Genomic DNA, 21,807 nt, shown 5'->3' on the forward strand with positions numbered 1-21,807 from the left:
GGGTTCCCGCCCTACGGCGTTTCCGGGTAGTTCGCAGGGAACTGCCAGCCGTCGAGCCGGGAACGGACAGGCAAGGCCAATAGCGTTGGGACAATGACTGGTTCGGCGTCCATCGTCGGCGCGCGCGAAGACGACACGAACGGCGATGACCTCAACACAGTTGAGGGCGTTGGTCGTGATGTGCCGGACGATGACGACACGGCGGTCCCGCCGCCCACACCGATGAACGTGCTCGCCACCATGCGGCGGTTCAGCCCGCTGCTGATCGGGCAACGCTGGAAGCTCGCGATCGCGGTGCTGCTCTACCTGGTGGAGATGGGTACCACCGTCGTCACCGTGGCCGTGTTCGCCTACATCGTGCAGAACGTGCTGGTCACCGGCGATATTCATGCTTTGGTGACGCCGATGGTGGTGTGGGTGGTCGCCGCTCTGATCGGGTCGATCTGCTCCTATCTCGGAGCGATCCTGACCGGCTCGGTCACCGAGAACATGCTGCTGCGGCTGCGTGATGCGATGTACGCGCACACGCAGCGGCTCGCGCCGCACACCCGGCAGAAGTTCGAAACCGGCGACCTCATCGCCCGGCACAGCGCCGACGTCGACGGCATCGACGCGTTGCTGTCGTCGGGTGTGGTGCAGGGTTCGGTCGCCGCGGTCAGTCTCGTCGTCTACGCGGTCGCCGCCTTCGTCACCCGGTGGGACCTCGCACTGCTCGCCGCGGTGCTCGCCCCGCTGCTTTGGGTGCTCGCTCGCTGGTTCGGCGTCGTGGTCAAGCGCGCCGCGCGTCGTGAACGCCGAGCCAACGGCCGCATCAGTTCACTGCTGCAAGAGGGCATCACGTTCGCGTTGTCGATCCAGGCCGACAACCAGGGCGCGCGTGATCGACTGAAAGTGTTGCGGCAGAGCCGACGATGGCGCGATGCCCGGCTGGCCGAGATCCGCGCCAACGCCGTCTTTTCCGAGACGGTCGGCATCGTCGAGGTGCTGTGCATGATGGCCGTCCTGGTGGTGGGAGCCTGGCAGATCTCGGTGGGCCGCGCCGACATCGGGGTGCTCATCGCCCTCACCGGCTACCTCGGCTACCTCTACCCGCAAATCCAGACCCTCGGCGGTCTCGTGGTGCAGGTGACCGGAGCAACGGCCAGTGCGGAGCGGGTGACCGAGGTGCTCGACGCTCCCGTCGGCATCACCGACGACGCCGACGACGCGGTGCGGCTGACGGCCGACAGCCAGAAGAACGACGAGCGGCACACCGCCGGGCTCTCGCACACCTGGCCGACGGACATGTCCGACGCCGATGTGGAGAAACACCTGCTCACCGCCGACGTCGAGCCGATGGCGACCGAAGCCCGCGTCGAACTGTCCGGTGTCACGTTCACCTACCCGGACTCTTCCACGCCGGTGTTTCGCAAGGCCGACCTCGCCGTCGACAACGGCGACTTCGTTGCCATCCTCGGTCCCAGCGGCGCGGGCAAGAGCACCCTGATGTACCTGTTGCTGCGGTTCTACGACCCCGACGCGGGAACCGTCTTGCTCAACGGCACCGATGTCCGGTCGATGACGTTGGCGCAGCTACGCGCCCACGTCTCGGTGCTGCAGCAGCAGGTCGCGCTCTTCGGCGGCTCGGTGCGCGAGAACATCCGCTACGGCAGGCCCGACACCTCCGATGCCGAGATCCGGGCGGCGGCCGACGCCGCCGACGCCACCGGCTTCATCGTGGGGTTGCCGCAGGGGTTCGACACCCACCTGCAGGAGCGGGGCACCAATCTGTCCGGTGGGCAGCGTCAGCGGATTGCGCTCGCTCGAGCCTTCCTGCGTGACACCCCGCTGCTGATCCTGGACGAACCGACCACCGGACTCGACGCCGATACGGTGGCTCGGGTGATGGAGCCCATGACGCGGATCGCACGATCGAGGACCACGCTGCTCATCACGCACGATCCGGCGGTGGCCGCCCTCGCCGACTACACCGTCAGGGTGTGCGGTGGCCGGCTGATCCGGGACTGATCGGCAGAATCGGCTGACCCAGAAGAGTTGACCCAGAAGAGTTGACCCAGAAGAGTTGACCCAGAAGAGTTGACCCAGAAGAGTTGACACAGAAAGGTCCCGCCTCTCGCCTGGCGAGAAGCGGGACCGACTTATGTTGTGCGGGAATGAGTTCCGGATCAGCTCCCGAAGAACGGGAACCACGGCAGGGGTCGCCGCGGAGCGGGAGCCGGAGGTCCGCCATGTCCGCGAGGGGCCGGACCAGGCTGAGGACCGGGACCCGGCTTGGGGCCGTGTCCGGGGCCGGGACCGCCTCGGGGTGGGAGAGGTTTGCGGGGTGCCATCGGCGTCTCCTTCGTTGAGGTGATTGCGACGTGCGCACACCATGTCGGGTGCACGTTGTCGAACATAACCCCGCGAACAGGGCGCGTGGTGACGGTGTGTCCGACCATGAGCCCGTTTCGGCAGTGTCACCAACGGAAAGGCGAGTACTGCACTCCGTCAACAGGTCTCGCCATCAGCGATTATGGCGGTTAGCTGCTGGATTGCTTGAGATCATCTGTGAATTGTCGGACCGGTGAGTCGAATTCGTGTCGGTGTCGTCCGCGCGAACGAGTCAGGGGCAGGCGCCGTGGTCGGCGCCCGCCCCTGGGGATCACGTCTTTCCGGTCAGCTCCCGAAGAACGGGAACCAGGGGAAGAGACGCGGACGCGGCTGCGGACGGGTGGGGGCGGGGCGCCCGCCCTGGCCGTTGGGTCGACCGGATCCGTTGTTGCCGTTGTTTCCGTTGGGGCCGTGAGGTTCGCGCATGGTGATTCCTCCGAATCTGGTTGGGCGAATAGGGAGATGGTGTCGAGTCGATCTGAAGTCGATCAACTCGCCTCAACACCAACAAGATTCACGGTAGGAGCCCAACCTTGGGGCATGAGTTCGGTGGGCTGTCAACTACCTGAACACGACGAAGGCCACGCCGGTGGGCGTGGCCTTCGTCGCGTGTGGCGTTGTCAGCGGGAGTGTCGTCCCTGAGGGTCCGGCGGATACTCGCCCGGGAACTGAGACCCCGGCGGCGGGTAATTGCCGGGAGGAGGGTAGCTGCCGGGAGCCGGATTGGGCGTCGGATAGGGAGGATTGCCGGCGGGCGGGGGACCGGGCTGCGCCGGGAACGGCGCCGACGGCGGATTCTGGTAGTGCGGCGCCGGAGCTGCGGACTGCGGCGGCGGGGTGGTGAGCCGCTGCGTGGGCGCCGGCGCGGCCGCAGGCTGGCCGCCGCTCGGTGCGCCCGGATTGTTCAGGTGGTCGGGCAGATCCTTTTCTGCCTCCTCCTTCGCTTTCGAGGCGCCTTCCGGATCGAGGAGGTCGCGGATCTCGGTGAGCAGCGCGACCTCGGTGACCTCGGCCTTCTTGCCGAATCCGCCCAGCTCGGTGAGCTTGTTGTACGGCAGGATGATGACGAAGTAGACCACTGCCGCGATGATGAGGAAGTTGATCGTCGCCGTGATCACCGAACCCAGGTTCACAAAGGTCGACGGCTTGTCGGGAATGATGTTGAATCCGAGTCCCGCTGCGTCGCTGGGGCTCCACGGAATGGTGTTGATGATCGGCTGGACGATGCCGTCGGTGAACGCCGTGACAATGGCCGTGAACGCGGTGCCGATGATGACCGCGGTGGCCAGATCGATCACGTTGCCCTTGAGTATGAACTCTCTGAATCCCTTGAGCACGTTTCCGGTCCTCTCGTTGATCGGGTGCCCGCTGCTGGCCGACAATCGTGCGTCGTGGCTGTGTCGAAATGATCACCCGGGTGAGTGACCGTGACCGAAGCCTATCCGCGATCGTAAACGACTGACAGGTTTTGCTCAGGTAGGCCGGACATGTGTTCGGCTCGCTCCTGCCGCAATCGTCGTCAGGTTGGCACATGGTGTCGGGCTGCGCGCAGCACGACTGGCTCAATGCGCCCCTGGCTCAGTGCACCACCACGGCAAGGGCCACGTCGAGGCCGGCCGCAGCCACCCGATGCGCCGCGTCCTCGCCCATCGCCAGCAGAATCGGTGTGTCGCTGGGGTTCTTGCTGGCCAGTCCCGTCGACGGCGGATCCGCGTCGAGCGCCACCACAGCCTGCCGTGCCAGTACCTCGGCACCCGGACCGAGCACGTCCACCACGTCACCGGTCCGCAGCAGCGACGACACAGCTTCATCGGCGAGCCGAACCGGCACGAGACGGGCGTCGGCGCGCCCGGTGAGGGACGCCGGAAGCCGTGGCGACAGCAGTCGCGCGTCGGTCATTATCTCGCCGGACCGCACGAGGCCGGTCACGGTTCGGCCCGCCGCATCCACCGACATGCGGATGGCGCCGTCCGGAACGAGTGACCCCGGCACCTTGCGCGTGGTCACATCGCCCGCCGTCACCGTCACCCCCGGCAACAGATCGTGTGCCGCGACCATCACCGAGACGCGGTCGTCCTCGCCGCGTCCGAGCGCGACGATGGCGATCGCGGTCAGCACCAGCAGTGCCGCGGCACCGCGGCGGATGTACATCGAGCGTGCCCACCCCGGACGCACGGCGGCGCCGAGCCGATCGACGAGCCGCGGGGCGAGCCGGTCGCGCGGTGTTCTCATGTCGGGCAACCTAGTCGGCGATCACACCGACCCAGCTCGCGTTGTCCACAGCCGTGCTCGCCTTGTTAACAGCACTGTGCGCTCAGTTGGTACAGTCGCCGCTCGTCGGGAACAATGGCTTGAGGTGTGCCGGGAAGTCTGGTCGGCGCGGGAGGTGTTCTCCCGTTCGCAGAGATGATCCGTGCCGGCTGCTGGGCCGTCGCGCATATTTGACCGAGGAGCGACGTGTCGACCGAATCCGACCGTGACCTGCGCCGCGAACGAATCCGACGTTCATTGTCCCTGGACACCACCAGCGGCGCCCTGCTGTTGACGTGCGCCGCGATTGCGGTGGTCTGGGCCAATTCGCCCTGGCGTGAGACCTATCACAGTCTTCTCGAGTTCGACGTCGGCCCGGAATCACTGCACCTGCATCTCACGCTCGGGCACTGGGCCGCCGACGGCCTGCTGGCGATCTTCTTCTTCGTCGTCGGTCTCGAACTCAAACACGAGTTCGTCGCGGGTAGTCTGCGCGATTTTCGCCTCGCCGGTGTGCCGATTGCCGCGGCCGTGGCGGGCATGGTGGCACCTGCCCTCTGTTATGTCGCGGTGGTCGGCTCGCTGGACCCCGCGGCATTGCGCGGCTGGGCGATCCCGACCGCCACCGACATCGCCTTTGCGCTTGCGGTGCTCGCGATCTTCGGTCGCGGGCTGCCACTCGCGCTGCGGACGTTTCTGCTCACCCTGGCCGTGGTCGACGACCTGCTCGGCATCACGGTGATCGCCACCTTTTACACGGAGTCCATCGACTTCGCGATGCTCGGGCTGTCGCTGATCGCGATCGTGGTGTTCGCCGTGCTGGCCAGGATGAGCTGGGGATACCGGTGGCTCATGCTGCCGGTGGCGCTGGTCGCCTGGGGTCTGATGCACGCGTCCGGGGTGCACTCGACGGTGGCCGGCGTGTTGCTGGGTTTCGTGGTTCCGGCCCTTCCGGTCCGTGGCGAACCCGAATCGCGTACTGAGATGCTCGACGACACGATCCGCCCCTGGTCGTCGGCGGTCGCGTTGCCGATCTTCGCGTTCGCCGCGGCAGGGGTGTCGGTGGTGGGCAGCGGCGAGAGCATCATCGAACCCGTGTCCATCGGGATCGTCCTGGGTCTGTGTGTCGGAAAGGTGGTCGGCGTGCTCGCCGGCACCGCGCTGATGACCCGGTTCACGCCGCTGCGCCTGCCCGACTCCATCGGACTGCGCGATCTGGTTCCGGTGGGCATGCTCACCGGCATCGGCTTCACGGTGGCGCTGCTGATCGCGGAGTTGTCCTTCGAGGACGGTCCGCACGCGGCGCCGGCCAAGGCGGCGATCCTGATCGGCTCGGTGATCGCCGCGGCGGTGGCGGCCGTCCTGTTGCGCTGGGATGCACGACGCACGCGCGATGCCGACATGAACCGCGACGGTGTCCCCGACACCGACATGGACGTGATCGGCGGCTGAACTTGGCACTCGGAATGTCCGAGTGCCAGTCTCGGTTATGATCGGTAGCGATTTACTACTCCCACGGAGGTTGACGGTGCCCACTTACTCGTATGCGTGCACGGAGTGCGACAACAAGTTCGACATCGTGCAGTCGTTCTCCGACGACGCGCTCACCGAGTGCCCGCAGTGCGCGGGGCGGCTGCGCAAACTCTTCAACTCCGTCGGCATCGTCTTCAAGGGCAGCGGCTTCTACCGCAATGACTCGCGTTCGACGTCTTCCACGTCGGAGAAGTCGAGTTCTGCGGATTCTTCGTCGTCGAATTCTTCGTCGAACGACTCGAAATCCTCATCCGACACAAAGTCGTCGAGCAAGTCCGCCGACTCCTCCTCGTCGAGTTCGTCGTCCGGTACGGCCGCGAAAAGCGCCTCGACGTCGGCGTGATCGCCTCTCAGCCGAGTTCGGCAAACCCCTTCTCCGGCGTCAGCACCCAGCCGACCGGCACGTCGTAGGGGCCCGACGGCAGTGAGTCCACCACTTCGTCGTCGTAGACCACCGCCACCAGATCGGCCGAAAGCCCCGACAGTGACCTGTCGTAGTACCCGGCGCCCCGGCCGAGGCGCACTCCGCTCTTGTCGACCGCCAGTGCCGGCATCAGGATCACCGATGCCGCACGAATCGCCTGCGGGCCCAAGCGTTCCCCGGTCGGCTCGAGCAGTCCCCACCGCCCGCGTTCGATGCTGGTGGTGCCGTCGTAGCGCACCCAGTCCAGCGGAGCGGGATCTCCGGGCGGCACGGCCGGGACGAGCACGGTGACGCCGCGATCGAGCAACGCGTCGAGCAGAGCGGGTGAGCCGGGCTCCGTGCCGAACGGCACATACGCACCCACGGTGACGTCGTATTCGAGGCGGAAGGGCGCAGCGTAGATCCAGTCGGCGAGGTCGGCGGCGGCCTGCTCGCGCACGAACGGCGACAGCGACGACCGACGATCGGTGAACTCGTCACGCAGGCGCCTTTTCAACGTGCGCACCCCGACGCCCTCCGCTCGGTGGACAATTGACCTCCTGTGAACCTTAACGCCCGTTCGTCCGCGATCGAACGGCATGGTCATTTGTTCGTCCAATGATGTCCGGCAGGTCTCTACGAAATTGGGCAACTACTTGCCAGGCCCCGATCGGAAACCGACATTATGGTTAGGGCATGACGTCAAGCCTCAGTGATACGACGCCCGACGAATTCACCGAATACTCCGCGGTGCCCAACACCCCGCCGATCCCGCGGACCGCGGTGGTTCCCGCCGCGGGCCTGGGCACGCGGTTCCTCCCGGCCACCAAGACGGTGCCCAAGGAACTGCTCCCGGTGGTCGACACCCCGGGCATCGAACTCGTCGCCGAGGAAGCCAAATCGGCCGGAGCCGAACGGCTGCTGATCGTCACCTCGCCGGGCAAAGACGGTGTGGTTGCCCACTTCGTCGAGGATCTCGTCCTGGAGAACACCCTGGCCACCCGCGGTAAGGCCGCCATGCTGGCCAAGGTGCGCAAGGCGCCGTCGCTGCTCGAGGTGGCCTCCGTCGTCCAGGAGAAGCCGCTGGGTCTCGGACACGCGGTGGGGTGCGTCGAGCCCTACCTCGACGATGACGAGGACGCCATCGCGGTACTGCTGCCCGACGATCTGGTGTTGCCGGGCGGCGTGCTCGAGGTGATGGCCCGCACCCGGCAGCGTCGTGGGGGATCGGTGTTGTGTGCCATCGAGGTACCCGAAGACCGGATCAGCGCCTACGGCGTCTTCGACGTGGAGCCGCTGCCGGACGCCAACAACCCGAATGTGATGAAGCTCAAGGGCATGGTGGAAAAGCCCGATCCCGGGGACGCTCCCTCGAACCTGGCCGCCGCCGGCCGCTACATCCTCGACCGCAAGATCTTCGACGCGCTGCGGCGGATCAAGCCCGGGGCCGGAGGTGAACTGCAGCTCACCGACGCGATCGCGCTGCTCATCGCCGACGGCGAACCGGTCCACGTGGTGGTTCACCGCGGTACCCGCCACGACCTCGGCAACCCCGGCGGCTACCTCAAGGCGGCAGTCGACTTCGCGCTCGACCGCGACGATTACGGGCCCGATCTGCGCGAATGGCTCGTCGCGCGCCTCGCGCAGGACTAGTCGCAGCGCCTGGGCACCGAGCCCGGACGAGTTGCGCTCGCAGACCGGTTCACCGCGCGCCTGCACCACCGAAGCGTCCCCGCCGACTAACGTCGTGTCGGACGTCGGGCACTGTGCACGCAGGCGAGTGAGGTGAGATGCGGTCCGTCGAAGATCATCTGACGCACGTCACCGCGGCAGCGGTCGCGCCGCGGCCGGTCCGGGTGGCCATTTCCGAGGCCCAGGGCCTGATGTGCGCCGAGGAAGTGGTGACCGAGCGCCCGATGCCCGGCTTCGACCAGGCGGCGATCGACGGCTACGCCGTGCGCGCCGTCGACGTGGCACTCGCCGGGGTCGCCGCACCCGATGATCTCGAAGATTTCGATGCCGGCGGCGCCGAACTCGTCGATCTCGAGGCCGGCGAGCCGATCATCGTCTCGCTGCCGGTGGTGGGCGAAGTGGGTCCCGGCGCGCGCACCCCCACGCGCCTGCAGCCCAAACAGGCCGTGCGGGTGGAGACCGGCGCGCCGATGCCGACGCTGGCCGACGCGGTGGTGCCGTTGCGCTGGACCGACGGCGGCGAGCAACGCGTCAAGATCGGACACGGCGTCGACAGCGGCGACTACGTCCGGCGCATCGGCGACGACGTACAGCCGGGCGATGTCGCGGTGCGGGCCGGTTCGATCATCGGGTCGGCGCAGGTGGGATTGCTGGCCGCAGTGGGACAGGCACGCGTGCTGGTCCATCCCCGGCCCCGCCTGTCGGTGATCTCGGTGGGCAGCGAACTCGTCGACATCGACCGCACCCCCGGCCCCGGCCAGATCTACGACGTCAACAGTTACGCACTCGCCGCGGCCGCGCGCGATGCGGGAGCCGATGTGAATCGGGTGGGCATCGCCGAGCGGGATTCGTCGCGACTGCGGGAAGTGGTTGAGGCGCAACTGATCCGGTCGGAGATCGTGGTGATCTGCGGAGCGGTCGGCGGTTCCGCGTCACGTGCCATCGCCGACGCGCTCGCCGACCTCGGCGAACTGGAGATCGTGCGCATCGCGATGCACCCCGGCTCCGTGCAGGGCTTCGGTCGTCTCGGCCGCGACGAGGTGCCCACATTCCTGCTGCCCGCGAATCCGGTGAGCGCGCTGGTCACCTTCGAGGTGATGGTGCGGCCCCTGATCCGGATCGCGCTCGGCAAACGTCAGCCGATGCGCCGGGTGATCACCGCCCGCACGATCGGACCCATCGCCTCGGTGGCCGGCCGCAAGGGATATCTGCGGGGCCAACTCATGCGCGACGAACGGTCGGGGGAATACCTCGTGCAGGTGCTCGGCGCCTCGCCGACGGGGTCGTCGCATCTGCTTGCCGAACTGGCCGAGGCGAACTGCCTCATCATCGTCGACGCCGACGTCGAGGAACTCGGCACCGGCGACGAGGTCGAGGTGGCGTTCCTGGCCCAACGGGGCTGACCCGGAGTTTTCGGCGGTACCGACGATCCTGCCGATGCCGCGACGACACCGAATAGACTCGGTCACGTGTTCACGTGGTTGAGCGGTGTTCAGGCGAGCCCCGGGTGGCCCGCCACGTTGGGCCCGCTCGTCGCCCGGGGTGGTGCCGTCACGTTGCGGCCGGTGCGACTGCGTGACGCCAAGGTGTGGAGCGATCTGCGTATCCGCAACCAGAATTCGTTGTTGCCGTGGGAACCCACCGGTGTGGGCAGTTGGGCCGAACGGCATCAGCCGGCGTCGTGGCCGCCGCTGTTCGCGGTGCTCAAGTCGGAGGCCAAACGCGGCAACATTCTTCCGTTCGTGATCGAACTCGACGGGCGATACGTCGGACAACTCACCGTCGGCAACATCCAGCGTGGCGCGGTGCGGACGGCGTGGATCGGGTACTGGATCGATCAGGCCCATTTCGGGCAGGGAGTGGCCACGGCCGCAGTGGCTCTCGGCGTCGACCACTGCTTCGGCCCGGTGGGTTTGCATCGCCTCGACGCCACGGTGCAGCCGGCGAATGCGGCGTCGCAGGCCGTGCTGACGAAGATCGGATTCCGCCGCGAAGGGCTGTTGGAACGCTACATGGACGTCAACAAGCGCTGGCGCGACCACATCCTGTTCGCTCTCACCGCCGAGGAGTTCGCCGGCACTGCCGCGGAGCGCCTGGTGCGGTCGGGGCGGGCGAGCTTTCTGTAGTACTCGGGTGTGTGCCGACGTCGACGGTGGTCGTAGGCTTCGCGGTATGTCGACTGCATTGGAGATCGTCGTCCGCGGACATGCGAGTGGCCGGTACACCGCACAGCGGGCGATGTTGTCACTGACCGCGGACTTCTCGGGGACCGACCGCGACGAGGTGTACCGCAGCGCCGTGGGTGTACAGGAACGCGTCACGGCTGCGCTGACCGAAGTCGAAGAGAGCGACGCGGTGTCGACGTGGCACAGCGATTCGGTGCACGTGTGGTCGTACCGCCCGGTGGATCCCGAGGGTCGACCGCGAGACCTGTTGTACGTCACCCAGATTCGTATCTCTGCCGAGTTCGTCGACTTCGAGCGGCTGAGCGCGTTCATCGACGAGTGGGCCGGGGTGGAGGGCATCGACATCGGTGGTGTCCGTTGGGATGTGACCGATGAGAGCAGGCGGACCCGCGAGCGAGAGTTGCGCAAGCTCGCCGTCGACGACGCGGTGTCCAAGGCGCAGGCTTATGCCGATGCGGTGGGACGGGGTCCGGTGGTGGCGGTGCAACTCGCCGATCCCGACATGCTGCCGTCGGAACCGAACCTTATGCGCGCCATGGTTGCCGGTGCACCGCCCGGGGGATCGGCCCCGGCACTGGAACTACGGGCGCGAGACATCGAGATCTCGGTGTCTGTGGACGCGCGATTCGTCGCGGAGTAGGCACACGTCGACCTGCGTGTGCGGCGCCTGGGCGCTTTTCGGGGACTGCGTGGCGCGCTGCTGCCCAGTCGGCGACTGAGAAAGCCGTGTGAATCGACCCCAATGTGGGCCGGCTGCGGCGCGTCTGCGCAGCCCTGCGGTATCGCGGCCATAGATTGTGCAGTGGTCCGGTGTAACCAGAGTGATTGAAGGGAGAGGTCGAATGCCGAACTCCGTCCTGTGGGTCTGCCTCGTCGCGGTGTGGCTGTTCGTCCTTGTCCCCATGGTCATCAAGGGGCGGCCACAGATGCGCAAGTCCACCGATGCCGCACGCAAAACCCGTCTGTTGCATCGCGGCGGCACCCGTACCCGCACCTCTGCACGACGGTCGGCCGGATCGCATCCGCACGACCCGTCGTGGACGTCGCGCCGCACCGCACGTTCGGCCACAGCGACGCTCGACGACGAGGTCGACCACGACGACGTTGACGACGAGTCGGATGCCGAGGTCGACGAGACCCCCATCCGTCGCGCGACTGTGGCAAGAGTTGTTGAACCACAAGCAGACACGGCACAGGACGACACGGTCGAAGACGACACCGTCGAAGACGGCACGGCCGATGATCTCGACGACGGTGAGCGCGCCGACGGTGAGGACGTTGTCGACGTCGACGAAGCTGCGGACGATGACGAACTCGACGACCAGTACGACGACGAGCATGTCGAGGGCGACGAGTACGACGACGAAGCAGAGTACGACGACGAAGCAGAGTACGACGACGAAGCAGAGTACGACGACGCCGACTACGAGGATGACGCCGAGTACGACGAGGCAGAGTTCGACGACTACGACGATGACGCCGAGTACGACGACATCGATGACGAGTCCGAGGATTTCGACGAAGTCGACGACTACGAGCGCAAACCTGCAAGGTCCGCCGAGCCTGCGCCCGAGGAGAAAGTAGCGCCTTCCGACGACGTCGCGGAGAAGCGGACCCGCCGGTCGCGGGAACGGCAGTCGCGTCGCGGCAGTGCGTATTCGCTCGACGCCCGTGACACGCAGTTGCGGTACCGCGAACGTCAGCGTGTGATGCTCGGACTGCTGGGATTGGTGATTGTGTCGATCCTGGCGGGTGTCTTCCTGGGGCTCGCCGGATGGATCGCGACCGGTGTGACCGGCGTGATGTTGCTGGCCTACCTGTTCTACCTACGACGCACTGTGCGGACCGAACAGCACATCCGGGCGCAGCGGGCCGCCCGCGCCGCCCGGGCGCGGCGAGAAGAAGCGCAGCGGCAGCGTCGTCAGATGCAGACCCCCGAGTTCGCGGCCGCTCCGCCGCCGCCTCGGCTGCGTCGCCCCGGCGGGGCCACAGTCCTCGAAATCGACGACGAGGACCCCGTGTTCGAACATCTGCCGCCGTTCCAGCGACGTCGGGTTATGCGTGAGGATCAGGAACACTACCGTCGGGTGGCCGGCTGACCGAGATGGCCTCGGGGTGCAGCGAGATCCAGGTGCGTCCGGCTTTCACGGCGTCGCACAGCGCCAAACGCTCGCCGACGTAGAGCGCGGGTGCGCCGACCACCGGTATGTAACCGAGCAGTGAGAACGGCCGCGCCGGCTTGGGGCGGTTGCCCAGTTCGTCGTTGACCCTGCGCAGGATCTGAGCGATCTTCCACGGGGCGACGAAGATTGCCCATGCACGTTTGAGGGGTTGCGTCGGAAGTGCCGTCGCCGCTTGGGCGTCCGCGGTGGTGGCGTCGAGGTCGCGATTGCTCAGCACCGCGGCCAGCAGACGGATCTGGTCGGTGCGGTCGGTGACGCCGTATTCGCGGGCGATGGCGATCAGCACCATGGCCTGGTTGGCAAAGCCCAGCGTCAGCGCGAGGGGCAGCGCCTTGGCCCACGCCCCGAACATGCCCGGGTAGGCCACGGCGACCGTGTTGAGTGCGCCGATCCTGTTGATCCACCAGCTCGCGCGATCGTTCATCGACAGCTCCGCCCACCCCTTGGTGCCGGGCCAGTCCGCGACGTCGAGTCCTTCGGCGAGCAGATGCTGAGCTCGTTCGAGCCGGGAGTGGCCGACATCGTCGTGGAAAGTGTGCGCCTTGAGTCCCAGCGGGTCGGCGTCGGCGAGCACATCGATCACCGGGTCGATGATCGCGATGGCGCGGTCGAGGGCAACGGCGAGTTGTTCGTCGGTCATCTGGGCCACGTCGGCAGCGTATCCGACGTGCCGCGCGAGGCCCTGGTCAACCATCTGACCAGGCGTTTGTGAGGGTGAGTGGCTGCGGTGTTAGAGTGTCCATCGGCCGGTTGCGCGCAATCGGCACGGGGCTATGGCGCAGTTGGTAGCGCGACTCGTTCGCATCGAGTAGGTCAGGGGTTCGATTCCCCTTAGCTCCACAGATCGGACAGTCCTGCGTGTCGTGGTACAGCCTGGTGGTCAACCTTGGGGTGCGGTGGTGATGGCATTGCAGGTTGTCGCCGATTCTCGATTGGTTGCGGATCTTCGGTTCGGTACTGACTGATCGCTTTGAACCGGGCCGTAGCGATGTCGATTTTCTGGTGGATTTCAAGAGCGGCCGCGAGAACGCGTTTCATGACTATTTCGATCTCAAGGCGGCGCTCGAACAGATCGTTGAGCGCGATGTTGATCTCGTCGTGGCCAACGCGGTGAAGAATCCCTATGTCGCCAAGTCCGTCTTCGACAGCGCTGAAGATGTCTACGCGGCCTGACAACCGTCCGGCTGCTTATATTTGGGTCGCAAAGCTCGATCCGAGTGCTTCTAAAATGCATGCATGGCTGTCTCGATCACCATCCGCCACGTGTCGAATCAGCAGCCACGACGCCGCGCACATCGCCCTGGCCGAGAATCTCGGCGCCCGGTTGATTACTCGGGACGCGAAACTCTCACGTGCGCCCGGGATTCGGTGTGCCATCGAACTGCTGTGACCGCAGGGGATGCGAGATGGTTCGCCCGGAATCGAGAAGGGGAGTAGGACGGAGATGTCCACCCGAGGAGTTCTGATGACCCACTCGATCTTGTCCGACGATCGGATCGCCGGCCTGACCGCGGACGAGCGGCGGGATCTGATCGCTCGACTGTCGCGGCCGCTCGACGACATCGCGCCGAGCCCCATCGTCCGCAGTCGCCTCCGCAACGTTCGTATCGGCCTGATGACCGCCGGTGCGATCGGTCTGATCCCGTGGGTCGTGTTCCTCGCGCTCACGCTGCCGGTGGATTACGTCGCACACAACTGGTCCGTCACCTGGGTGGGTTTCGATGTCCTGCTGGTGGCGATGATGGCGGCCACCGCTCTCTTGGGTCTGCTTCGCCGTCAGATGCTGGTCCTCGCAGGCTTCACCACGGGCGTGCTGCTGGTGTGCGACGCCTGGTTCGACATCATGACCGCGGCCCCGGGCGACCGGTGGATCTCGCTGCTCACGGCGTTCCTGGCAGAACTGCCACTGGCCGCGCTGCTCATCTTCGGCACCATGCGCATCATCGGCTCTCCGCCGTGCACCTCTGGCTGATCGAGCCGCACGCCCCGCTCTGGACCGTGCCGGTGTCGATTCGCTGAGATGATTGCGCCCCGCGCCGGTCAGCTGCCGAAGAGCAGTGCGGGCAGAATCGAGCTGCCCAGGACAGCGCTGCCGAGCGCGCCGGCACCCAGGGCTGCGCTCCCGAGGGCGGCGCTACCACTACCGTTGTCGTCGCCTCCGGTGCTTTCACTGATGCCACCGTGCCCGGAGCACGCGCCCTGGCGGTGCGTGGCGTGACTATAGGTACCGTCCTTGCACCGGATACCACTCGGTGTGTCGTCGGGTATCGGCGTACATCCGCCATCAGAGTTCTGGTAGTACCGCGAACCGCACACGGTGTCGGCGTGCGCTATCCCTGGACCATCCACCGCCTGACCCACGAGCAAACCGAGCGTCAACGCGCCTGCTCCACCTACCGCGCAGAGAAAGCGCCGCATTCTCATCCTGAGCACGCAGAGAATTCTCGGGCACAGAGGGGGGCGCCACCGTGCCGGCGGCGACAATTCGTCCGTCCGGACGACAGCTCCGAGATCGGTCGTGTCGGAGCGATCGGGACCGATTGCGCGCTCAACCCTTCCGGCAGCCGAGTCGATCGAACGCGGCCGCATCCGAAAGATACTGTCCCCGCGGATAGTACGACCCCATCGTTGCCTGCTCGTGGTTGAGCGATGCGTGCGCGATGCTCTGCGCGAAAGACGGATCGGCGAGCATGTTGCGCATGATGAGCACCGTGCCGAGTCCGGTGCTCATCGGCAACCAGGCCACACCGCACGCGGCGGTGGCATTGACCGGACGATCCTGTGGGGCCGACACCACCAGCGTGAACGTCCGTCCGGCGCCAAGGGGCACCTCGTGGTCGGGGACGCACGCCACCGCTTGCGTGGTGGACAGGATCTCGCTGCACATCGACCAGTACCGCACCTGACCCGACCCCATGGGTGTCTGGCCGGCCGAGGTCTCGGGATGGGTGGGCATCGTGGCCCGCAGCACCAGCACCTTGCCGTAGCGCGGATTGGCGAGCGTGGTGATGTATTGGTTGTCGACGTTGGCGCCGAGGCCACCGGATTCACCGCCTGAGGTCGCCGTGCTCGCCCGGTCGTAGAGCGCGTCGCCGAGCAGGTCGCTGCGGAGGAGTTGGGTGTAGACGGTCGGGGTGTTGATGAACTTCTGCCACTGGGGCGGGTTGGTGCCGTACGCTCCCACACCGTCCGGAATCGCGGGCCGCGCACCGAACGACGCTCCCGGGGTCACTCCGCCGCTGTTCGCGTCGCACGTCGACACCGTATGTCCGCTTGCATCGACAACGGTGACCGCCGGGAATCCGACACCGCCGGTCCGCTGGTCGACGTTGCGGTCGACGTCGTAGATCCGGTAGACGATGTTCAGTGACCCCGACGCCCGGCCCGCGTACAGGGTGTTGGGTGCGCCTCCCGTCGTCGGCGCCGAGCCGGGTACCACCCGCATCGTGTACGAACGGTTCGTCGCGTTGCGGTCCGCGCCGACCACGAACGGATTGATCGATCCGGAATCGGGACGCAACTTGGTGTCGTGGATCGCGTCACCCGATCCGCCCGGCCCCTGCAGGGCGTACGCCATGTATCGGGAGTGCGGGAACCGGGCCTGCACCCGCACCGACTGTCCCGATGAAAGCGGCACCGTCACATGCCAATAGCGGGCATTGAGATCCGGGTAGAGCGCGTTGCCCACCGGCGTCCAGCCGCAGGCACGACCACTCGGTGCAGCGTTCGCCTGCACGCCCGAGACGACGAGCAGAGCTGCCGCAGCCGTTGCGATCACCAGTAGCGCCAGCATTCGAGACATGTGTTTCCCTCTCATCACGGCCAGCTGTCCAGGTAGGCACGGTAGGTACCGATGGGAAGCGTTGCGTCGTAGGTCATCTCGCCGGACGCGGAGAACTCCGAGATATGCGGCGCGGTACCCCAGCTGCCGAAAGTGTAACCGCCCGGCAGCGCCTGCGCGTTTCCGGTCGCCGCCGTCGCGAGTCCACCCGGATGTCCCTGTGCGCGAACCAGTGTCGCGGTGTGCCTCTTCGGGTCGATGCGAACCCATTTGATACTGGAGTCGCCGAGCTGATTGACGACGTCGATGTTGTTGTCGAACATCCGGATCGTCGTCGGGTCTGCGTACTCCGCGTCGTGCTGACCGAAGAAGTCACTGCCCGGGCCCATGACGAAACTCGATTTCTTGCCACCGAGTTGCCAATTCACCACGCCGGTACCGACGTCGACGTTGTAGATCGCGTTCAGGTTGCGGAACGAGATCAGCAGGTTGCCACTCGGGTCGAGCGCGATGGAATTCATGTGGAACGGGTCATAGGTTCCCGCGCCGCGTAGGCCGGTGTACGTCGCGGACGACTCGGACACGGGAATGTGGGCCAGCGCGGACCAATGCCACAGCGGGCGTCCGGTGGCCACGTCGACGACGGAGGCGATGCAGTCGAGCATCGTGCCTTTGCGCGGGCCGCCCACCGAGGTCAGGTCGGCGGCGACTTCCCGATACGAGGTGATCAACGCGCGCCCGTCGGGGGTCAGGCGGAACTCGTGCACATCGGAGGTGAGTCCGTCACCCGGTGTGAGCGTCTTGATCACGTGACCGTGGGTATCGGCGATGTAGTCCGCCCCCGCGCCGTGCCCGGCCGCACCCGGTCCCTGCCACCACGTGAGCACCTTGCGGCCCTGGTAGGTCTGGGTGCGAAAGTTCTCGATGCCCTCGTTGTTCGGCGGGGTGTAGCGCCAGACGACCCGCCCGGACTTGTCGGCGATGATCGCCGACTGATCGATACCGGCCAGCGCCTGCGGGGCGATGGGCAGCGGAACAGCCGCGGGCAGACCGGTGGTGTAGAAGACATATCCGCCGGGTCCGCCGGGCTTGTTCACGTTCACGGTGTACTGCGCGGCACCGATCGGGAACGTGGGCAGCCGGGGTGCGGCGTCGGCCGGTGCGGCGACGGTGGTCGACACGATGGTGGTCAACGAGCCGAATACCGTCACAGCCACGAGCAGCGCGGTCCGCAACGCGGTCGCTGGGCGCATCGAGTTCTCCTGTGGTCGACGATCTTCCCCGCCGGTGACCGGGGACCACCCGATCCTTCGCGCCCGTCGGCCTGCTCGACAAGGGTTTTCGGATGAGAGATCGATGAGACCGCCTCAGGCGACGCCGAGCGCTCGTAAGGCTGCGGCCACACCCGCGGCCAGCGCCACCACCGCGATGAGCGGTGCGCGGCACAGTGCGGCGGCCACCCCCGCGGCCACACCGGCCGGACGAGCCCACCCGGCGAGATCCTGACCGGCATACAGTGCGCCGGTCACCGCGACGGCGACGAGGAGCACCAGCGCGGCGCGATCGATCAACTCGCGCAACCGAGCCGACATGCGGAACCGGGAGCGCAACACCGGGCCGGCCAGGCGGAGCAGGTAGGTACCCACTGCCAGCAGGCACACTGCGAGGAACAGCTGGGTGCCGTGGCTCATGTGATGGCCGCCGGTTCGGGCCGGGCGGCGGCCAGGCCGGCCAGTGCGCACAGGATGGGCACGCCGGCAGGCGCGAACGGGGTCACCGCCACCGCGAGCACCGCACCCACACCCATGGAGATCGCCAGGGGTGTTCGTGCGGCGGGTCGGTCGCGGAGTGCTCCGACGGCAAGTGCGGCGAGCAGAGCCGGGAACGCCGCGTCGAGACCCAGCGCCTGGGGACTCGAGATCAGCTGACCCACAACGGCTCCCAGCGCAGCACCGGCAGGCCAGCAGAGCGCCACCCCGGCACCGCACCAGAGAAACGCGGCGCGCGATCGGGCGGCATCGGGTTGAACGGTCGCCACGGCCGTGGTCTCGTCGTTGATCAGATGCGCGCCGAACGCGGTGCGCAGTCCGGGGCCCAGGTGCTGGCCGACGGCGAGTCCGTACCCGAGGTTGCGCGTGTTCACCACCAGTCCGGCCACCGCGCCGAGGAGCGGCACTCCGCCGGAGGCGAGTACTCCGACGAAGACGAACTCGCTCGAACCCGCCATCACCAGACAGGCGATCGTGACGATCTGCCACCAGGCGAGACCTGCGCCGTGCGCGGCGACACCATACGACGTGCCGATGACCAGCACCGACAGCGAGATGACCAGGATTGTCCGCAGTGTCGACCACCCGAGGTTCTCCCATGACGAACGCATGTCCACTATGATGAACACATGGGCATAGTTCGTCAAGGTGAACAATCGGACGATATATCGAACACCCGGTCCCAGGGGCCGCACCCCACGACTCCGAATCCAACAGTGCTCGTCGCCGCGGCACTCAAACGTGAACGTACCCGCGCCGGCCTGTCGATCGGCGAACTCGCGCGACGCGCCGGAGTGGGCAAATCGACTCTCTCGCAACTGGAATCGGGAACCGGGAACCCAAGCATCGAGACTCTCTGGGCGCTGAGCACCGCCTTGGGGATCCAGTTCTCCGACCTTCTCGACGCACCGCCGCGGCCGGTGGAGCTGATCCGATTCGGCGAGGGCACGGTGATCGCAGCCGCAGTGGCCGACTACACCACCACCCTGCTCTCGGCGGCGCCGCCCGGATCGCGGCGCGACATCTTCCTGATCCGGGCGGAACCGGGCTCGCCGCGGTCCTCGCGTCCGCACGCGCGCGGAACCACGGAGCACGTGGTGCTCTGCGCCGGACGCGCGCTCGTCGGACCCGCGGATGCGCCCGTCGAACTCGGTCCCGGCGACTACCTTTCCTACCCCGGTGACGCAGAGCACACCTTCGATGCGCTGATGCCCGGCACCGTTGCGGTGCTGGTCAGCGAGGCATTCTGAACGCGAAGGCGAAGTAGGGGCGTCCGGCGGGGCGCGTCGGATTGGCGCCACGGCGCCGATTTCGCGTAGCGTTGTGACATCGGCACGCAGAGATGTGGCGCCGACGCGTCGTAGATCGCAGATCCTCGCGGCAGGTCCCTCCGAAGGGTAGGTCGACCGCCACGCATCTTCATTTCATACGGCGAAACGAATTCGCGCACCCGCGATTTCGCCACCGTGGCAGCAACCGACATCGAGTCCGTTACTGCCCACATGCAGAAAGACTTGGTTTCATGACCGACTTCAGTTCTCTCGGCGTGCCCGCCGAGATCGTCAAAGTGCTTGCCGCCGAAGGCAAGACCGAAGCATTCGCGATTCAGGAGAAGACCTTGCCGGCGACCCTGGAGGGCGGCGACGTCCTCGGCCGCGGGCGCACCGGATCGGGAAAGACGCTGGCATTCTCCATTCCTCTCGTCGCCGGACTGGCCGAACTCGAGGTGACCCGCAAGCCGGGCGCCCCAACCGGGCTCGTCCTGGCGCCGACCCGTGAACTGGCCAATCAGATCAGCGTCGCCATCACCCCCCTCGCACAGGCGATGGGCCTCACCGTCACCACCGTGTTCGGTGGCGTCAAACAGGCACGTCAGGAGCAGGCCCTGCGCCGCGGCGTCGACATCGTGGTGGCCTGCCCGGGGCGACTCGAGGATCTGATGCGTCAGCGCATCGTGCGCCTCGACGATGTGGAGATCACCGTCATCGACGAGGCCGACCACATGGCCGATCTCGGGTTCCTCCCCGGCGTCACCCGCATCCTGGCCGCCACACCCGCCGACGGTCAGCGCATGCTGTTCTCCGCGACCCTCGACAACGGCGTCGACAAGCTCGTCCGCCGATTCCTCACCGACCCGGTGATGCACTCCGTCGACGACGCCACCTCGCCGGTGGAATCGCTGACCCACCACGTGTTCGAGGTCGCCCCCGGTGACAAATCGGCCGTGGTGACCGAACTCGCCTCGGGTGTGGGACGCCGAATCCTGTTCACCCGCACCAAACATCAGGCGCGCAAGCTGGCCCGTAAGCTCACCGCGGACGGAATCCCGGCGGTCGATCTGCACGGCAACCTGAGTCAGCCGCAGCGTGACCGCAACCTGAAGGCCTTCGGCGAGGGTGGGGTGCGCGTGCTGGTGGCCACCGACGTGGCCGCCCGCGGTGTGCACGTCGACGACATCGAACTCGTCGTGCACGTCGACCCGCCGGCCGAGCACAAGACGTTCCTGCATCGGTCGGGTCGTACCGCGCGTGCCGGCAGCGCCGGTGACGTGGTGACGCTGTGCCTGCCCGAGCAGCGCCGTGACCTCGAACAGCTCCTGCGCAAGGCCGCCATCGGGGTGAAGCCGCAGCGAGTGTCGTCGACGGCCCCGGCCGTTACCGCGCTGATCGGCGAGCGCGCCGAGTTCGTGGCACCGGTGGCGCCGACCGCGGCGCCCACCCGTCAGCCGCAACGTAGCGGCCGCGGCACGTCCGGGCGGCGGCGCCCGCAGCAGCAGCGCAACGGGCGCTCACGGTCGCGCGGCGTCAGCCGACAGTCGGCCCGAAGCGCTTGACCAAACCGGTGGCCAGCCACGGCTTGGCGCCCCACACCATCGCGCGCCCGGTCACCGCGGCACGCAGAAGTGACATGCGACCGTAGCCGGCGAGCAGACACGCCACCGGGTCGATGCTGATGTGGACGTCGGGCTCGCGGTGCTCGGCGGGATTGACTTCGAGTGCACCGCCGGTGAATTCGAGGATGCAACGCTCGTCGTAGCCGCGCAGTCGCAAGTCATAGGTCGCGTGGTGTTCACGGCAGGCCCCCTCGTCGCGCCACACCGGCAGCAATGCGTGGTGTCCGCGCACCACCAGGGGAGTGAGTGCGGGGTCGAGTTCCCAGCGCTGGCCGGTGGCCCGGGCGATGTCGTGTCCGCGTACCGCGAATTCTCCGATGAGGATGCCCAGCGACGCGTCGGCCCGCACGGTGGGCCCCGAGTCGATCTGCATCATCGGCACGCGGGCGCCGAAGTGGCTCACCAGGTCGAGAAGCTCGTCGAGGTCGTCGAGCAGCTTGCCGCACAGACTCCCGACATCCCGGGTGGGCACGTTCGCGATCTGTTTGGCGTACACGTCGAAGAGTTCGCGGGTGCGGCACGGCCACGACGCCTCGCCGCGCGCCAGGTCCAGGTAGCGCGACGGCTCACACGCCACATGGCCCACGCAATCGCCCACCGTCCACTGCGCGGCGCCGCCCAGACGCGTCTCCGGGTTGTCGACACGCCGGGTCATCTCGACGAAGCTCTGGGCCGTCGACCTGGCTGCGTCGATGTAGTCGAACCGCGACAACGTGCTGCTCATCCTCACCCCTATCGCGGCATGAG

21 protein-coding genes, 1 tRNA gene and 1 pseudogene are annotated in these 21,807 nt (G+C 67.0%); 13 read left to right on the forward strand and 10 right to left on the reverse strand.

Annotated features, from left to right (window positions below; all coding sequences use genetic code 11):
* Positions 1-93: 93 nt before the first annotated feature.
* Positions 94-2,007, forward strand: a complete 1,914-nt coding sequence (locus ACWDSI_RS01265) for an ABC transporter ATP-binding protein (protein ID WP_449755426.1) — start codon at positions 94-96, stop codon at positions 2,005-2,007.
* Between the two features lie 983 nt (positions 2,008-2,990).
* Here ACWDSI_RS01265 and mscL read toward each other — a convergent pair.
* Together mscL and ACWDSI_RS01275 are read right to left on the reverse strand one after the other, a co-directional pair.
* A complete protein-coding gene (mscL, locus tag ACWDSI_RS01270; protein ID WP_449755427.1) occupies positions 2,991-3,707 on the reverse strand; it encodes a large conductance mechanosensitive channel protein MscL in 717 nt (238 codons plus the stop codon).
* Between the two features lie 241 nt (positions 3,708-3,948).
* Positions 3,949-4,602 carry an SAF domain-containing protein gene (locus tag ACWDSI_RS01275; protein ID WP_449755428.1) on the reverse strand — a complete coding sequence of 218 codons (654 nt, stop codon included), beginning with the start codon at positions 4,600-4,602 and terminating at the stop codon, positions 3,949-3,951.
* 225 nt (positions 4,603-4,827) lie between these two features.
* Here ACWDSI_RS01275 and nhaA point away from each other — a divergent pair, with 225 nt between their 5' ends.
* Together nhaA and ACWDSI_RS01285 are read left to right on the forward strand one after the other, a co-directional pair.
* On the forward strand, positions 4,828-6,072 hold the full coding sequence (nhaA, locus tag ACWDSI_RS01280; protein WP_449755429.1) for a Na+/H+ antiporter NhaA: 1,245 nt from the start codon (positions 4,828-4,830) through the stop codon (positions 6,070-6,072).
* A 76-nt stretch (positions 6,073-6,148) separates the two neighbouring features.
* Positions 6,149-6,496, forward strand: a complete 348-nt coding sequence (locus ACWDSI_RS01285) for an FmdB family zinc ribbon protein (RefSeq protein WP_449755430.1) — start codon at positions 6,149-6,151, stop codon at positions 6,494-6,496.
* A 7-nt stretch (positions 6,497-6,503) separates the two neighbouring features.
* Here ACWDSI_RS01285 and ACWDSI_RS01290 read toward each other — a convergent pair whose 3' ends face one another.
* The gene (locus tag ACWDSI_RS01290; RefSeq protein WP_449755431.1) at positions 6,504-7,082 is read right to left on the reverse strand and encodes a 5-formyltetrahydrofolate cyclo-ligase; all 579 of its coding nucleotides are present in this window, start codon (positions 7,080-7,082) and stop codon (positions 6,504-6,506) included.
* Positions 7,083-7,252: 170 nt separating this feature from the next.
* Here ACWDSI_RS01290 and ACWDSI_RS01295 point away from each other — a divergent pair, with 170 nt between their 5' ends.
* From ACWDSI_RS01295 to sepX, 5 genes are all read left to right on the forward strand, one after another.
* A complete protein-coding gene (locus ACWDSI_RS01295; RefSeq protein WP_449745575.1) occupies positions 7,253-8,209 on the forward strand; it encodes a UTP--glucose-1-phosphate uridylyltransferase in 957 nt (318 codons plus the stop codon).
* A 137-nt stretch (positions 8,210-8,346) separates the two neighbouring features.
* Positions 8,347-9,651: a molybdotransferase-like divisome protein Glp gene (gene glp, locus ACWDSI_RS01300; protein ID WP_449755432.1), complete on the forward strand. Its 1,305-nt coding sequence runs from the start codon at positions 8,347-8,349 to the stop codon at positions 9,649-9,651.
* A 66-nt stretch (positions 9,652-9,717) separates the two neighbouring features.
* Positions 9,718-10,374 (forward strand): GNAT family N-acetyltransferase, encoded by a 657-nt coding sequence (locus ACWDSI_RS01305; RefSeq protein ID WP_449755433.1) that lies wholly within the window; start codon positions 9,718-9,720, stop codon positions 10,372-10,374.
* Positions 10,375-10,420: 46 nt separating this feature from the next.
* On the forward strand, positions 10,421-11,074 hold the full coding sequence (locus ACWDSI_RS01310; protein ID WP_449755434.1) for an SIMPL domain-containing protein: 654 nt from the start codon (positions 10,421-10,423) through the stop codon (positions 11,072-11,074).
* Between the two features lie 202 nt (positions 11,075-11,276).
* On the forward strand, positions 11,277-12,533 hold the full coding sequence (sepX, locus tag ACWDSI_RS01315; RefSeq protein WP_449755435.1) for a divisome protein SepX/GlpR: 1,257 nt from the start codon (positions 11,277-11,279) through the stop codon (positions 12,531-12,533).
* Here the strand turns inward: sepX and ACWDSI_RS01320 are convergent.
* The gene (locus tag ACWDSI_RS01320) at positions 12,490-13,266 is read right to left on the reverse strand and encodes a hypothetical protein (protein WP_449755436.1); all 777 of its coding nucleotides are present in this window, start codon (positions 13,264-13,266) and stop codon (positions 12,490-12,492) included. The genes sepX and ACWDSI_RS01320 overlap by 44 nt on opposite strands.
* Positions 13,267-13,384: 118 nt before the next feature.
* Between ACWDSI_RS01320 and ACWDSI_RS01325 the strand changes: the two genes are divergently transcribed.
* The 3 genes and pseudogenes from ACWDSI_RS01325 to ACWDSI_RS01335 all read left to right on the forward strand — a co-directional run bounded on the left by ACWDSI_RS01325 (position 13,385) and on the right by ACWDSI_RS01335 (position 14,636).
* Positions 13,385-13,457, forward strand: a tRNA-Ala gene (locus ACWDSI_RS01325).
* 75 nt (positions 13,458-13,532) lie between these two features.
* Entirely contained in the window at positions 13,533-13,790 is a 258-nt protein-coding gene (locus ACWDSI_RS01330; protein ID WP_449755437.1) for a nucleotidyltransferase family protein, read from the forward strand.
* Between the two features lie 292 nt (positions 13,791-14,082).
* Positions 14,083-14,636 (forward strand): annotated as a pseudogene (locus tag ACWDSI_RS01335) (hypothetical protein).
* Positions 14,637-14,657: 21 nt separating this feature from the next.
* Here ACWDSI_RS01335 and ACWDSI_RS01340 read toward each other — a convergent pair.
* From ACWDSI_RS01340 to ACWDSI_RS01360, 5 genes are all read right to left on the reverse strand, one after another.
* A complete protein-coding gene (locus ACWDSI_RS01340; protein ID WP_449755438.1) occupies positions 14,658-14,996 on the reverse strand; it encodes a DUF3761 domain-containing protein in 339 nt (112 codons plus the stop codon).
* 169 nt (positions 14,997-15,165) lie between these two features.
* Positions 15,166-16,419 (reverse strand): hypothetical protein, encoded by a 1,254-nt coding sequence (locus tag ACWDSI_RS01345; RefSeq protein WP_449755439.1) that lies wholly within the window; start codon positions 16,417-16,419, stop codon positions 15,166-15,168.
* A gap of 14 nt (positions 16,420-16,433) precedes the next feature.
* Positions 16,434-17,651: an arylsulfotransferase family protein gene (locus tag ACWDSI_RS01350; protein WP_449755440.1), complete on the reverse strand. Its 1,218-nt coding sequence runs from the start codon at positions 17,649-17,651 to the stop codon at positions 16,434-16,436.
* A 114-nt stretch (positions 17,652-17,765) separates the two neighbouring features.
* On the reverse strand, positions 17,766-18,089 hold the full coding sequence (locus ACWDSI_RS01355) for an AzlD domain-containing protein (RefSeq protein ID WP_449745565.1): 324 nt from the start codon (positions 18,087-18,089) through the stop codon (positions 17,766-17,768).
* Positions 18,086-18,778 (reverse strand): AzlC family ABC transporter permease, encoded by a 693-nt coding sequence (locus ACWDSI_RS01360; RefSeq protein WP_449755441.1) that lies wholly within the window; start codon positions 18,776-18,778, stop codon positions 18,086-18,088. Before ACWDSI_RS01360 ends, ACWDSI_RS01355 begins: the two co-directional genes overlap by 4 nt.
* A gap of 18 nt (positions 18,779-18,796) precedes the next feature.
* Between ACWDSI_RS01360 and ACWDSI_RS01365 the strand changes: the two genes are divergently transcribed.
* Positions 18,797-19,417 (forward strand): helix-turn-helix domain-containing protein, encoded by a 621-nt coding sequence (locus tag ACWDSI_RS01365; protein WP_449755442.1) that lies wholly within the window; start codon positions 18,797-18,799, stop codon positions 19,415-19,417.
* A 272-nt stretch (positions 19,418-19,689) separates the two neighbouring features.
* Positions 19,690-21,000 carry a DEAD/DEAH box helicase gene (locus ACWDSI_RS01370; RefSeq protein WP_449745562.1) on the forward strand — a complete coding sequence of 437 codons (1,311 nt, stop codon included), beginning with the start codon at positions 19,690-19,692 and terminating at the stop codon, positions 20,998-21,000.
* Here ACWDSI_RS01370 and ACWDSI_RS01375 read toward each other — a convergent pair.
* The gene (locus tag ACWDSI_RS01375; protein ID WP_449745561.1) at positions 20,972-21,784 is read right to left on the reverse strand and encodes a hypothetical protein; all 813 of its coding nucleotides are present in this window, start codon (positions 21,782-21,784) and stop codon (positions 20,972-20,974) included. The genes ACWDSI_RS01370 and ACWDSI_RS01375 overlap by 29 nt on opposite strands.
* Positions 21,785-21,807 lie beyond the last annotated feature (23 nt).

The organism is Gordonia sp. NPDC003429 (genome assembly GCF_053588575.1).